The sequence below is a fragment of the Paenibacillus sp. IHB B 3415 genome (assembly GCF_000802655.2).
Classification (GTDB): domain Bacteria; phylum Bacillota; class Bacilli; order Paenibacillales; family Paenibacillaceae; genus Paenibacillus_AQ; species Paenibacillus_AQ phytohabitans.
The window spans coordinates 38,878-53,281 of the sequence record NZ_JUEI01000004.1; the positions used below are offsets into that span (position 1 = coordinate 38,878).

A 14,404-nucleotide genomic window follows, 5' to 3' on the forward strand; every position below is an offset into this window, starting at 1 on the left:
CAAAATGTTGCATCAGAGCGCCCCCGGCAGGTGTGAGTTTATACTAAAAACCATTTTTAAGACACATAGTTTGGGTGTGGGTGTGGGTGTGCGGTATTGGTACTAGTTTGATCATACGATTTCAGTACTCGGTTGGTTTGAGCATTCGGTTGGACATACGGTTGGATATTCATTCGGTTCTTGCTCAGAATTACTGGTGATTTAACCGGACTAAACCCGGATTGTTGTACTAAATGCAAGATTTTTTCTTTATTTACTTGTAAAATTGGCTATTGTTGTACTATTTACAACAATTCTTACGATTCAGCGGGTTATCCGACTGAATTGTTGTATTTTGTGCAAGATTCCCGGTAGATTAGCCGGATCGAATTAAAAATGTCGTACTTTGTACAGGATTTCCCTCGCTTGATCGGATCAGGCCTGCTTTGTTCCGTTTTTCGCATAACCTCAGGTAGTTTAGCCGGATTTCCACTATACAATTTGCCCTACACCCAAACATAAACCAACATAAAACCCCCTATCCTTTAGTTCGAAGGAAGGGGGCATGGCGGAAGGCACAAGGGATACGGTAGAAGGTACAAGCTACGGTAGATGGTACAGTCACAGTAGATGGTTCAGTCACGGTAGATGGTTCAGTTCCAGTAGATGGTACAGTTACGGTAGATGGTTCAGATCCGGTAGATGGTACAGTCACAGTAGATGGTTCAGGGCACAGTAGATGGTTCAGGGCACAGTAGATGGCTCACGTACAATTATGTTGCCTCCAATAGACAATCGTTAGATCAGTACCGCCTTAGCCGTTGAAGTCACTGGTTCTTCGTTGTAGCTCATACTACCCTCCAGAACAACCTCCAGCTTGATCAGTTCAGAGCGGCTGGCCAGACGGATCGGCGGTCCCCAGGTTCCGTAGCCGGAGGAGACAATGACATGCAGCTTGTCTTTGAGCAGATAACCCCAGTCCAACTCGAACAGGCGTCTCGTAATCCAGTGATTCGGAGCAATCTGCCCGCGGTGGGTATGTCCCGACAGCAGTACATCCACTCCAGCCCGCGCAGCAAGCTCGAAGCCGGTCGGCTGATGATCCATCATAATAATCGGCTTCGTGCGGTCAAGTCCGTCCAGCAGAGCGTCTACACTGAGCCGTCCGCCCGCTTCCATCGCCTCCGCCGTCTTGTCTTTGCGGCCCACAACATATACTCCCGAGGTTTCCACAACCTCATCCTGCAGAACTTTAATGCCGATGTTATTCATCACTTCAGTGTACTGTGCAATCGAACCGCCATAATACTCATGATTCCCCAGCACAGCATAGACCCCGTAACGTGCCTTAAGCTGCTTCAGCTGCTGGTCCATTCCATTGCGGATAAAAGGTTCAATGCTGTCATCCAGCACATCTCCGGCCAGAAGCACGATATCGGGATTCATCGCATTAATCTCTGAGACCATTCGGCGTAAATGGCGGTTCCCGACAATATTGCCCAGATGCAGGTCGGAGGCGACAGCTACCGTCAGCGGAACGCTGGTTCCGATAGACTTATCGACTTTCAGTCTGTGGCTCCGCACCACTGTACTCCAGGCATTACGTGAACCCCATAGCAGGAATACGGCAAGCAGTGCCAGCACGGTAGCTCCAGCTTCGGTCACAAACGCCGAGAGGCCCACACCGGTGAGCGCCAGCACTCCATATACCAGATCGGTCAACGGCAGCAGAATCACGGCAAACTCCATACAGGCCAAATAATAGGAGCCGACCACCTTGAACAACCGGCCAACCGGCTTAAGCGCCTTCGGCAACGGAACTCTGCCAATAATATAAGAGAAGGCAATCACAAGAAAGACAGGCCAGTAAGCAGCAGCATGAATACCCGGCAGCCATTCCTGGAGCAGAACCCACAGATGCCATCCAATGTAGAAATTAACAAGTCCAAGCACAAGAAGCATGATAATTCCCGAAGCCAGCATGCGCATGTTTTTCACCCTATTCACTCCCTTAAGGTAAGTTTCTATAATATCTACTTCAGATCATATCACAAAGTATTAGTGAGGTATAAATTGTGCTCCGCCACTATGAAAAATCTTAGACACATGCAGGAACTTAACAGAATAAAAACGAATCCGTTCTGTGTAACAGTTGAGTAACTATTTACGTTAAGCGGGAGAAAGGTGAGGATTTCCTTGGAGCACTCTTTTAAGATTTCGTTTAGTATTTATTCAAAGCTTTCTCTATTCATTTCATTATTAATTCTGATTGTCGTATTAACCGGCAGTGATTCAAGTGCAAATATACAAACCACTCCAATAGACCTTAACAAAAGCTCCGTTTCAAATATCCCCTATTCCATTCGTTCGAGCATGTCTTTTGCATTTCATAAGGCAGAAATTGAGAAGCAATTGGGAAAAGCCGATATCACCAGACGCATGAAAGGCTATTCCTATGAAATACGAAATGTTTCTGACGGCAGTCATATCTTTATAATGTACATGAGCAGCAGCTATGTTTCTGACGTATGGAGATTAACGCACTTGTTAAGTTTGGATAGTTTCAGCAAGATCACCATCGGAGAAAGTACAGTAAGCGATGTGAAAAACATTGATCCTTACTTCATGAGTTTTGATTACTCTGATCAGCAAAAGGTGGCAACAAGTGAACATAAGCTAGACGATGATGGAGTAATGATTATCCGCTATACACAAGGCAATAATGCTTGGATTGTTGATTCAATCGAGCATACCAAACAAGATCCATCAGCGTTTGCTGCAAAACTTCTGCCTGAGGATAAAGAATTGCTGCTGGAAGATTATTAAACTGTGTATGCATAGTAAAAAAGAGCCTAACAGGCTCCTTTTAAACTTCACTTAACGCTTTCAGAATTTTCGCTTTAGTCTCGTTTAGCCGCGTCTCTGCACCATCCGGGTGCAAGGGCTCACTCCAGGCCAACCCATCACCCTCGTACCTTGGAACAACATGCATATGGTAATGGGTCAGATCGTTAAATTTACCGCCGTCAGCACAAATTCTAATCCCATCCGGTTTGTACAAGCTTTTGAGCAGCGCAGTAACCTTCTGCGAAGCATCCATAACAGCATGCGCGGTTTCCGGGTCCAGCTCGTCAGTATCCAGGTAATGCTTTTTAGGAAGAATCAGGGTATGCCCTTCATTGAACGGAGCGATATCAAGTACACAAGTGATAAGTTCATTTTCGAAAATAATGTCCAGGTCTGGTTCAATACCATTAGCAATTCTGCATCCCAGGCAATCCATATTGCACCTCTCTCCCCTCTAAAAAAAGAAAATGCCCAGCGGCATCTTCGTATTCCGGATTATGTAGTTAAACGGCTTTGTTACCTTTTGCAGCGATACAGTCCCCGATCAGCTTGTCACATTTGTGAATATGATTAATCAGCCAGTCAGTCAAAGTACGGTTAAGCTTGATTGTTGACAATACGGATACCCCTTTGGTCTTAATGCTCTCTTCCAGATCCAGAACGGTCTGTACGAATTCAGCATGCGTCTTCTGGTGTTCTGTCAGTTCGGGGAAGTCGATGTCCTTCATCAATTGCTCTTCACTGCCGAAATGCTCCACGGTGTAGTCCTTAAGGAACTTCAGTGTTTCTTCGATCTTCTCTTTGCCCTGCTGGTTGGTACACGCTTCAAAAAAGTCATTCAGCTTCACAAGCAGCTGTCTGTGCTGGCAGTCAATCTTCTCTACTCCTATGTCATATGAATCCTTCCAGTTAATCATTGACTCACCTTACCCTTTTCCATAAATTACATAATGAAAAGCATAATTCATTGTCCGCTTTTCTGCATAAAACTTCTATTAACAACATCACACGACAGCAGAAAACAACTTTCTGCGGAATTGGCGTTGCAGTTTGTTATGGAAGGAGTACGATATAGCTAAGTCATTAACCTGTTCATATCCGAGCCTGTATTTCGCTTTCTCAAGTTAGATTCCACTCCAGATTGTATCTGTACAGCTTCGACGGGCGGTGTCCGGCATCGCGGGTACTCTCATCCGTCTCAATCACCCGCTCAGCAATCTTGCGGCGGAATGCGGCGGCGAGCAGCTCTTTGCCAAGGATGATTTCATACACACGCTGAAGCTCGGACAAGGTGAACAGCGGCGGCATCAGATTGAACACAATATCGGTATACTCAGCTTTGCCGCGCAAGCGTTCGATTGCAGCCTGCACCATCATCAGATGGTCAAAAGAGTATCCCGAGCTCCGGACAATCTCACGGTCCATATGGCGGACATGGCCCCGGATGGTTTCGGTAAGCTTGACCACACCGCTGAGCCTCGCCTGTTCATTCTGCAGAATAATCTCCACAAATGTCTCCAGCCGGATACCCTGCTCCAGCTCCTCGCGGCGGGTCTCCAGTATATTGTAAGAAACCTCAAACCAGGCGGCTGCGGCCGCATCATCCCCTGCCTGTACAGTCAAGGCTTTGCGGTCCACAAGTGCCATATAAGAACAGCTGATCACCCGCATCCGCGGATCACGCTGAACATCGCCCCAGGTATATAACTGCTCCATATAAATATTATCAATATTAGTCTCACTGTACAGCTCCCGGCGGGCTGCCTCCTCTACGCTTTCGTGGATCCCCACGAATCCTCCAGGCAACGCCCATTGTCCCAGAAAAGGATGTTCACCGCGCTGTATCAGCAGAAGCTGCAGTGATTTCTCCGCCAGCTTGCGGTAATTATCCTGCTGCTCCTCCATTACGGTGAAGATCAGCATATCCACAGCAACAGACGGACGTTCATAGTTCCCGGCGTCATAAGTCTTCAGGAACTGCTCCTCGGTTAGACCGTTGTGATCAGTGACGGGTTGATTAGGCATTGGCAGGCTCCTTTATAGGAATATCTTAATATTATCCCATTGTTAATAACATATCGTTATTATATACCTGCTGCCGAGGAATGCGTCAAGTAAAAAGGTGTTGAACCCATCTATATATCGTCACAAGGGTTCAATATGGACAAGCACCGTAGCTACTTGATGGCGGTCCTTCAACTGATCTTCAATCTCTTCCGTAATGTCATGGCTCTGCACCACATTCAGTCTGGAATCCACAAGTACCGTAGTATCCACTAGTACATTGTTTCCGTGAATGCGGGCTTTGATATCCTTAATTAACTCTACGCCTTCAATCTCCGATACCGTCTGCTTCATTAACTCCAGCTCACTTGCATCGAATCCGTCTGTCAGGTCATGAGTGGCTTTGCGGAAGATATCCCAAGCAGTTTTGCAGATCAGCAGACCGACAATGGTAGCGGTGAGCGGATCAAGCCACGGAATGCCGAACTGTGAGCCGATAATACCAATGAAGGCACCCACGCTTACGAGCGCATCCGAACGGTTATCCTGCGCAACGGCATGCATCGCATTGCTGTTCAATTTGCGGGCAAGCTTGATGTTATACCTAAACACAGCGATCATAATCACAGCACAGGCAGCTGCCGTCCACGCGGCAATTAGATCAGGGGTTTCCAGTGAAGGCTGAATGAACTTGTTGACACCCTGATACAGCACTTGAAAGCCTACAGCAATCATTATGAAGGAGGCGATCAATGCAGCAACTGTCTCTGCTCTGAAATGACCATAGCTGTGATTGGAATCCGGGGGTCTGCGGGAAATCTTCAGGCCTGTCAAAATTGCTATGGAAGCAATAATATCGGTGCTGTTATTCAGTCCGTCCGCAAGTAATGCCTGCGAGCCTGAAACAGAGCCGATGAACAATTTGACGGCAGATAGCAGTATGTAGGCCAGTAGACTAAGCCAAGCCCCTTTTTCACTTTGCTTGATATCGCTGTAATTATCCAAGAAAAAGGACCTCCAAATAATAGTATTGTTCCATACTACACGCTGACTAGCGGGTGGGTCTAGAGAAACAGTGTTGCCGGACGGCGCAAGAGTTAACCCCGCCAAATAGAGTTGCGGAGCCGGAAGTATGTTGCCTCGCACAACATTGTTTGCCCCGGTTCAACATTGAGCACAACTCCCTGCTGCAGAACCCAGTAACTTTTCATTGCAAACATCGTCTAACTAATAGGAAGCGGTCACGGCAGCCGCATTAAAAAGCGGATACCCTCCTTATAAAGGAGGCATCCGCTGTAAAAGCAAACGAAAGGGACAAGTCCGGAATCATATTATTCCGCCGGCGGTGTAAAGGAACGGGCGGCGAACTCGGCATCCAGCATATAGAAGGCATTGCTGTCCGTTTCAATCCGTTTGAGCTTGGCGATAATATTGCTGAAGAGCGCTTCTTCTTCCACCTGCTCGTCAATGAACCATTTGAGGAAATAGATTGTAGCATGCTCGCGTTCATCGAGGGCCAAATCAGCCAGATGATAGAATTTCTTCGTATTCTGCTGCTCATGGGCGAAGGCATGCTCGAACGCATCCAGCATGGATGAATATTCATTGTTCGGCTCCGGCAGGGCGGCAAGGGTGGCACGATAGTCACGGTCATTGAGGAATTTGTAGATTTTCATCGCATGGAACCGCTCTTCTTCAGCCTGCACCAGGAAAAAGTTGGCAAATCCGTCGAGACTTTCACCGGAACAATACGCGGCCATCGCCAGGTATACATGAGCGGAGTAGAACTCGAAATTCATCTGTTCATTAAGCGTGTTCATTAATTGTTCTTTCATTGACAGGTCACCTCATCCTTCTCATTTGTGTACACAGTAAGCAGTTCTTATGTAAAATCTACTTCATCTTATCATTCCTACCCGCCAATCAGCAAACGAAAGGACGAATCTCAACAATGAAATGGTTCAGCCCACGGCAATATAAGTCGACCCCGCATCAGCACCCGCTCCTCCTCTTGACAACCGTTGTATGTCTTCTGCTGGCAAGCGGTTGTGAAGGAAGCGGAAGCTCTGCACAGGCAGGCACGGGTCCTTCGCGGGCACCGGCATCAGCTTCTCCCTCTGCTCCGGTGACTACACCGGCAGCAACAGCAGCAGAAACACCTGCAGCCAGTGTCCAGCCTTCCGCTACTCCTGCTTCGGCAGCAAACAGTACAGACACTAACGACGATATCGCCCGGAAGCTAGCCGGAATGACACTGGAGGACAAGATCGGGCAGATGCTGCTGGTCGGAATCGATGGAACTACGGCAGAGTCAGCCGCACAGAAGATGATTGCCGAAGACAAGGTAGGCGGAATCATCCTCTATTCCGATAATATCAGCAGCCTGAAGCAATTGGTCAGTCTGACCAATGCCTTGAAGAAGAGCAATAACGGCAATCCGGCCCCGCTGTTCATGAGCGTGGACCAGGAAGGCGGCAAGGTGAGCAGACTTCCTGATGAATATGCAGTGTTCCCTTCCAATGCAGCAGTAGGGAAAGAGAATAGTGCTGCCGCTGCCGGAACGATGGGCGAACTTCTGGCCCGGGCGGTGAAGTCCTCCGGCTTCAACATGGATTTCGCACCTGTCCTAGATATTAACAGCAATCCGGATAACCCGGTTATTGGCGACCGCTCCTTCGGCAGCACTGCAGATCTTGTAGTCCGCCTCGGCATCGCCGAAATGAAGGGCTTGGAGTCTGAAGGAATTGTGCCTGTAGTGAAGCATTACCCCGGCCATGGGGATACTTCCGTCGATTCCCATCTGGAGCTGCCGGTAATTAACAAAACAGAGGCGCAGCTCGCCAAGCTGGAATGGCTGCCTTTCCAGGCGGCCATTAAGGAGAAGGCAGATGCTGTAATGGTAGCCCATATCCTGTATCCGAAGCTGGACCCTGAGAAACCCGCTTCCCTGTCCCAAGGAATCATCGGTGAGCAGCTGCGCGGAGAGATGGGCTTCAAGGGAGTCATTATAACCGATGATCTTACGATGGGCGCTATCGTCAAGAACTACAGCCTCGCTGCGGCTGCAGTCGATACTGTACGGGCCGGCAGTGATATTCTGCTGGTCGCCCACGAGTACAAGAATGAGCAGGCGGTGCGGGCCGCTCTGCTCAGCAGCGTGAAGGACGGTACGATCACAGAGGCACGGATTGATGAAAGTGTCTACCGCATTCTTGCGCTGAAAGCCAAATATGAGCTGACCGATCAGGCGGTCCCCGTCCCGGATCTTTCCGGGCTGAACAGCGATATCAAAGCATGGCGTAAGCCATTTCAGCAATAGCTTGCACCAAAAAACCTGCATTCCGGATTTCAACGGAACGCAGGTTTTTTGCTGATTTTTACTGAAGAACTACCGTATCTCCAGCCTTCAAGCCTGAGAGTACTTCGGTCTTCTCTGTCGTTTCCATACCGACCTTGATCTCCGTCCGCTCATATTTGCCGTTTCCTTTGTCCAGCATGACATAGGCCAGATCACCTTCATGGACTACAGCAATACTGGAGACCACTACCGCCTTCTCTTTCCGTGAGGTCTCGATGTCACCGCTGAGGCTGAGGCCACCGATCAGATGCTCGTCAGGCTGCAGGGAGATGACTACTTCGAATTGCGGAATTTGCCCAGCCGTGTTCTGGCCGGTGGTCGTCGTCGCAAATTTGGATACCTCGGTTACTTCCCCATTAAGGATCAGATCCTTCATCGCTGTCATCTTCACCTGTACCTTCATCCCTTTTTTGATACGGAAGATATCCTGCTCTCCGACCTGTGCAATGAACTCCAGCTTGTTCAGATCAACGATCTTGCCGATGTACTGGTTATCTGTAACCGTCTGCGGACGTTCAGTACTGCTGTCGTAGAGGAAGATGCCGTTCTCGGGTGCATGATAGACGGCCGTGTTCAGCTTCGTTTTTTTATCCGCAAGCTCCTTGGCCTGGATTTCCGCATTCACCTGATTCAGCTCGTCGTTCAGCCGCGCAGCCTCCTGGGCAGCCAGCGCCTTCAGCCGTTCCGCTTCCGTACCGGCCGGAGCCGCACTATCATCCTCCTGCTGGCTGACAAAAGCGTTCAGCTCCGCCTCCAGCTTCGTTTTGCGGTTGGCAGCTTCTGCCGTCGCAATCTCATTGCGAAGTATGCTCTGATCCAGGGTAAAGAGGACGTCCCCTTTCTTGACCTGTGCCCCGTTCTCTACTTTCCAGGCGGTCACCTTAGAGGCAAACGGTGCATACACCAGCGTCTCCTGCTGGTATTGCGATCTTCCTTTTACCTGTATCGAGCTGGTCAGCGTCTCCTCCGTTACCGGGAAACTGATTACCTGCATCGTTTCCGGCGGAAGCTCTGCCGCCTCCTTGCCCTTGAAGAATTTGGTATAACCCAGATAACCTGCGGTACTGATGATACCTAAGATTATGATCCACTTCAGGCTCTTCTTTAGAGTCCTCTTCATCATTTCGGCTTCCTTTCTAGCTTAGGCTTAATCTCGTTTAATGGCGGTCAACGCATCTGTTCGGGAGGCGCTGATGGCCGGATAGATTCCGGACAGAACTCCGGTCATAATGGCAAAAGACATCCCGATCGGCAAATTCATCGGCGGGATGAAGAAATTCATCCCATCGCCTGCCGAACCGACCAGCTTATTAAGCCCCATGACAATTAAATAGGAGAACAAGACACCAAGCAGTCCGCCCAGCAATCCCAGAAGCGCGGCTTCTGTTATAAACATATTGCGGATCTGACCCATGTTAGCCCCCAGGACTTTCATAATACCAATCTGCCGGCGGCGCTGATGGGTGGACATCGTCATGGCCACAATAATGGAGATCGAGGCGATGATCAGAATGAATACGCCGATTCCGAGTGCTGCCATCTTAATCATGTCAAATTGTTCCTTCAGCATCTCCTGCTGGAACAGATTGTCTTGAGCGTTCAGTGTCAGCTTCTGAATCGTCTGCTCCACCGACTTGATGTTCGCCACATCATCCACTTTGACTGTAACTGCGTTATAGCTTCCCTCTTCCGGGAGATTGAGGACACTGGTGGTGGAATTATCAAATACCAGTTCCTTGGAGAGCTGCGCTGCAGTTTCAGGTGATATATACATAATCTTGTCATACGAAGCCTGCATATCGTCGATCCCTTTTGCTCCTTCCAGAATGCCGCCCACCTGAAGCGGGGAGCTAAGCTTCGTCGCAGGTGTAATTGTGCTATAGTCCTGCGCCTGAATCTGAATCTGCTTGCGGTACAGCTCGGAGGGCTGGATCGATAGTTTTCTATACTGCTCCTGAATATCCTGATTGAACGGATCATTGCCCATACTTTCATAAAGCTTCTGGCGGGTCTCCAAGTCGATTAAGCCCAGCGTCGCCCCGTAATTGAGCACGATCGTTCCCGGCTGGCCATTCGCTCCGCCCTGCTTAAATTTATGATCGTATTCCGTCAGCATCTGCAGATCTGCGACAATGATCCTGACATCAGCAATCTTATTGTCGATCGTCACCAGCTGCAGATATCCGGCCTCTTGAAAAGGTGAAGCGGCCTTCACATGATTCAGTCCCTGGATAATCTTCAGCTTCTGGTCGGTCAGCTTGCCCGGGTCGAGGTTCTCATTCACCTCTCCAGAACCGCCGCCTCCGCTGCCGCCCTTGCCGTTTGAAGGAATCCCACCGCCCGGCGAGACCATAATTTCGTCCATTTTGAAACTTTGGTTCACCTGTTCGGTCACATAGACTTGAGCAGATTGGCCCACACTCAAGGCCACGATAATTGCTGCGCAGCCGATGGAAATCCCGGTCATACATAGACCTGTGACCACCTTGCGCCGTTTGACCTGTTCCCAGGCCATCCGTGAAATATCTCTGATCTTCACGGCTTCCCTCCCTCTGCAGGCTTAGCTTCTGCAGGCGTCTGGTGTTCAGGTTCTTCAGCGGTCAGATGTTCATCCGCTGCTGATGTCTGGTGTTCTGTCTCTAGAGCTTCCTGCTCAGCTTCTGCAGCTAATTGCTCTTCAACTTCAACCACTACCACTGCTTCCTGTTCAGCTTCCTCGGCTATTTGCTCTTCAACCTGTACTTCTCTCTGCGATTCTGTAATCAGGAAGCCATCCTTGAGCGTAAAAATCCGCTGCATTTGTTCAGCCACCTTGTATTCATGGGTAACCACAATAAACGTGGTCTTCATCGTACGGTTCAGATTCAGCAGAATGCTGATAATCTCCTCCTCGGTCTTGGAATCCAGGTTCCCCGTCGGCTCATCAGCGAAGATGACCGACGGCTCTGTGATCAGCGACCGTGCAATACTGACCCGCTGCTGCTGTCCCCCGGAGAGCTGCGAAGGAAATAAATCCGCCTTGTCGGGAATCCCCACCTGCTCCAGCAGCGCAAGCGCCTTCGCCTTGCGGTCCCTGGGAGAGACCGACTGGAAGACCAGCGGCAGCTCCACATTCTCACGGACCGTAAGGCTTGTAATCAGCTCATATGCCTGAAAGATAAATCCGATATGCTTGCGCCGGAACTCGGCAAGCTTATTCTCGCCCATCTTCACAATGTCTTTGTCGGCAATGAAGATATGACCTTCCGTAGGCTTCATCAAGCCGGCCATCAGATTAAGAAGCGTCGACTTGCCGGACCCCGAACTGCCCAGTAGTGCAACCATCTCCCCCTCCTTGACAGCAAAATTGATTTTATGAAGAACGGATGTCCATTCATTACCGCTTTTGTACGAATGCGTAATATCTTCAACACGCAACATGGAAGCTGCTCCTTTTTTAACCGGTATATTTAGTTTGATTTATGAAGATCATTCCTCGGGCTTGGCCGGATTCACATTGGTGACTGCATAAGCCTGGCTGCCCAGCTTTATGCGCTCACCCTGGAATTCATCATAGAATGTTAAGGAGTAGGCCCCTCCACCCATCGTTTTGTACAGGGTTCTGCTGATAGAGAGCGAATACTGGTTGTTGGTTCCTTCGGTCAGATCTGTTCCGAGTGTAAGTGTCTTCTCTGTAGAGATTCCGAACGGATCGGTAATCTGCAGAATCAGCTTATGTTCAAGCGCTCCCGCATCATACTGGTTATCCCGCTTCAAGCCATAGTTGATCGTAATATCCAGGGTATCCGATGACCTCAGATGCTTGCCTTCAGAGCTCTGCACGGAAATTGTATACGGATATAACACAGTCGAAGCCAGTGTAGTAGCAGGTACATTACCCTGCGGATTCAGTTGGAGTGCAGCTACATCCACAAATCCGGTCGCTTCCTCTTTACTCTCAATCAGCTTGCCTCCGTTGGTACCGGCACCCAGGTAGAGTGAAATGTCCGCGATATCAGCAGCTTTGGGCAGCTTGGTCCAGAATACTACCAGCTGTTTGGCACCTGGAGAAGCACTGTTATCCGATTGGCTGGAGCTTGCTTCAAAATATTGTCCATCTTTGGTTTTGTAGTAGGCCTGCAGCCGGGCCATCTTGCTCTGTCGCTTCTCTTCACTGCTCAGCAGAAGCTCCGTGTAGACCAGATTGTAATTCTCTCCTTCATATACAGTGGTTTTGTTCTCCTTCAAACTTGCCGCTTTACCTTTTTTGCTTATAGTGTAGCTCTTGCCCTGCGCAATGGTCGGGATACTATTGATCGAGTTGTTGACACTGAGATCCAGGAACGGAACACTTTCCGAATTCTGTGTGCCGTATAAGGCAACCCGCATGTCCCGGAACTCTGACGTGTAGGCTATTTTGCCAAGTACATACAATTCCACCGATTTACCGGGGGCTAGCACCGATGATTCCTTGTTGTCCATATACAACTCCGTAGTCACGGGCAGACTGTCATTGTCAAGCTTGATTGAACCCTTCAGCTCCGGGATCGTAAGTGACACAGTCTGTGTGTTGGTGATTCTCAGTCTTGCAGCTACAATGTCATCATCTCTCCATGGGTAACGCTGCAAAGATTGAATACTGTATGAGAAGGAACCGTAAGAATTCGTACTCAAGTACTCCTGGCCAGTCATTACCTCAGTACGAAGCGCGTAAGGAATGACGAAGTAGGCTACAGGGAAAATCATCTTAGTGGTCGTGGTCACAGGACTTGCCGGAGCCGGAGTGCCCGGAGTACCGGTAGTTCCCGCTCCCTCGCTGGTCCCGGATGAATCAGGCCCGCTTATATTGTCCGCGCCTACCGACTCTATCATCATGAGCTGCAGGCCGGACTGCTCCACTTCAAGCGGTACGCGGACCGTAAGCGGAATAATTTTGGTCTCTAGCGGCTTGAGCGTAACTCCGCTTAACCCCTTCGCACTCACCGGGAAGGTTGTGCCTTTCTGGGATTTGACCGCCAGCTCATAGCTTGGAAGCGTTACTGCTTTGTTGCCGGTATTCTTGATCTGCATCTGAAAAGTCCATACCGCATCAGCATCCTGTGAATATACATTGGCATTGCGTATCAGCGTTTCTATGGTATTGCTGTTCACAACGATTTTTTTGACTACGCCGCTGCCGACGACCAGATTAGGTGATGTGGCCGCTGGAAGCTTATAGGCCGATTTCGGTAGCTCCAGCTTCGTAGTTTCATCCTTTTGCGTAAATTGAAGCTTCATATTATCCGTCTTAAGGTAGGCTGGTATTTCGGCCAGATAATAGATGCTCCGCTTCTCTTGCGGCTGAATCTTGTAATCTGCCTGGGTGCTGCTTAATGCAAGCTCAAAGGAAGTCCCGCTGGCGGATACCAGATACGCGGAATACCCCGGATCACCCAGCACCTTATTTCCTTTATTGGTCAGATTGAGTCCAACCTTGGCATAAACTTTGCCGCCGTATTTGTAGAGCTGCAGTGAATCCGCACTGGCTGTAACAGGAATGTCGTTCATGGTGGTATTCAGGCTTGTACCGGCTGCAGCAGCTGTGGAGTAATTCGCCGGAACTGCGTAAGAGCCCGTCTGCTTCAAGTACCCCTTCGCCTTGGCGTCCCAGACCAGCATGGAGATCTTCAGGCCCTGCAAGGATGAAGTTTGTCCCACATTTACATAGTAGGTAACGCTCAGACTTTCTTTCGCGCCGACTTTTTTCTTCAGTGCATCCGTACCTACCGGATTCCCCGGAAGCACTGAACCTCCAGGTGTTACAACCCGTGAGAAATATTTCAGCAGACTCGCGCTTGAATTACCGGAATTGGTATATTTCAGCGTATACGATACGATATTTCCGCCGGTCTGACTCCAGATGTTCACGTTCTCAAGGACTGCAGTCACCCCGGCTCCCAGCGGAACGGAATTGAATTTGAATGCTGGTGCAGCGGCGGGTGCCGCCGCGTTCTTTGATGTTGCGGCTGCGGCGGCAACGGGGGCAGCGATGCTGCCGGCCAACTGGCCGGCTACAAGCGTACTCACGAGCAGAGCAGCATATGTAACTCTATACTTTCTCATTTATTTCCCTCCAGATGTATTTACTAGCAATATTATAGTTGCAGACAGCGTGGAAATTGTATCCACTTTGTAACCCTTCGCCTCCGGTTGTAACCTTCTCAGGCAAAAACATGTCAAGTACAGCACAAAAAGCGC

Annotated in this window: 11 protein-coding genes and 1 pseudogene; 2 read left to right on the top strand and 10 right to left on the bottom strand. The window is 49.4% G+C overall.

Translation table 11 applies throughout. The annotated features are described in order from the left end of the window. Positions 1-777: 777 nt before the first annotated feature. Positions 778-1,968 carry a metallophosphoesterase gene (locus QW71_RS02305; protein ID WP_047013567.1) on the bottom strand — a complete coding sequence of 397 codons (1,191 nt, stop codon included), beginning with the start codon at positions 1,966-1,968 and terminating at the stop codon, positions 778-780. 207 nt (positions 1,969-2,175) lie between these two features. Here QW71_RS02305 and QW71_RS39650 point away from each other — a divergent pair, with 207 nt between their 5' ends. Further along, entirely contained in the window at positions 2,176-2,805 is a 630-nt protein-coding gene (locus QW71_RS39650) for a hypothetical protein (RefSeq protein ID WP_152679674.1), read from the top strand. Positions 2,806-2,845: 40 nt separating this feature from the next. On the opposite strand, the gene QW71_RS02315 is transcribed toward QW71_RS39650, so the two are convergent. The 5 genes from QW71_RS02315 to QW71_RS02335 form a co-directional block, all read right to left on the bottom strand. After that, the gene (locus QW71_RS02315) at positions 2,846-3,262 is read right to left on the bottom strand and encodes an HIT family protein (protein WP_039292722.1); all 417 of its coding nucleotides are present in this window, start codon (positions 3,260-3,262) and stop codon (positions 2,846-2,848) included. Positions 3,263-3,329: 67 nt separating this feature from the next. After that, on the bottom strand, positions 3,330-3,743 hold the full coding sequence (locus QW71_RS02320) for a bacteriohemerythrin (RefSeq protein ID WP_081969990.1): 414 nt from the start codon (positions 3,741-3,743) through the stop codon (positions 3,330-3,332). A 202-nt stretch (positions 3,744-3,945) separates the two neighbouring features. Then, a complete protein-coding gene (locus QW71_RS02325) occupies positions 3,946-4,851 on the bottom strand; it encodes an NUDIX domain-containing protein (RefSeq protein ID WP_039292725.1) in 906 nt (301 codons plus the stop codon). 120 nt (positions 4,852-4,971) lie between these two features. After that, a complete protein-coding gene (locus QW71_RS02330; RefSeq protein WP_039292727.1) occupies positions 4,972-5,835 on the bottom strand; it encodes a cation diffusion facilitator family transporter in 864 nt (287 codons plus the stop codon). A 326-nt stretch (positions 5,836-6,161) separates the two neighbouring features. After that, positions 6,162-6,665 carry a ferritin gene (locus tag QW71_RS02335; protein ID WP_039292730.1) on the bottom strand — a complete coding sequence of 168 codons (504 nt, stop codon included), beginning with the start codon at positions 6,663-6,665 and terminating at the stop codon, positions 6,162-6,164. A 116-nt stretch (positions 6,666-6,781) separates the two neighbouring features. On the opposite strand from QW71_RS02335, the gene nagZ reads away from it, so the two are divergent. After that, a complete protein-coding gene (gene nagZ, locus QW71_RS02340; protein WP_047013568.1) occupies positions 6,782-8,149 on the top strand; it encodes a beta-N-acetylhexosaminidase in 1,368 nt (455 codons plus the stop codon). Between the two features lie 58 nt (positions 8,150-8,207). On the opposite strand, the gene QW71_RS02345 is transcribed toward nagZ, so the two are convergent. The 4 genes and pseudogenes from QW71_RS02345 to QW71_RS02360 all read right to left on the bottom strand — a co-directional run bounded on the left by QW71_RS02345 (position 8,208) and on the right by QW71_RS02360 (position 14,269). After that, on the bottom strand, positions 8,208-9,311 hold the full coding sequence (locus QW71_RS02345) for an efflux RND transporter periplasmic adaptor subunit (RefSeq protein WP_306766017.1): 1,104 nt from the start codon (positions 9,309-9,311) through the stop codon (positions 8,208-8,210). A gap of 24 nt (positions 9,312-9,335) precedes the next feature. Further along, positions 9,336-10,727, bottom strand: a complete 1,392-nt coding sequence (locus QW71_RS02350) for an ABC transporter permease (protein ID WP_200905874.1) — start codon at positions 10,725-10,727, stop codon at positions 9,336-9,338. A gap of 215 nt (positions 10,728-10,942) precedes the next feature. After that, positions 10,943-11,608: pseudogene (locus QW71_RS02355) on the bottom strand (ABC transporter ATP-binding protein); the annotation flags it as partial. Between the two features lie 48 nt (positions 11,609-11,656). Then, the gene (locus tag QW71_RS02360; protein WP_039292905.1) at positions 11,657-14,269 is read right to left on the bottom strand and encodes a hypothetical protein; all 2,613 of its coding nucleotides are present in this window, start codon (positions 14,267-14,269) and stop codon (positions 11,657-11,659) included. Positions 14,270-14,404 lie beyond the last annotated feature (135 nt).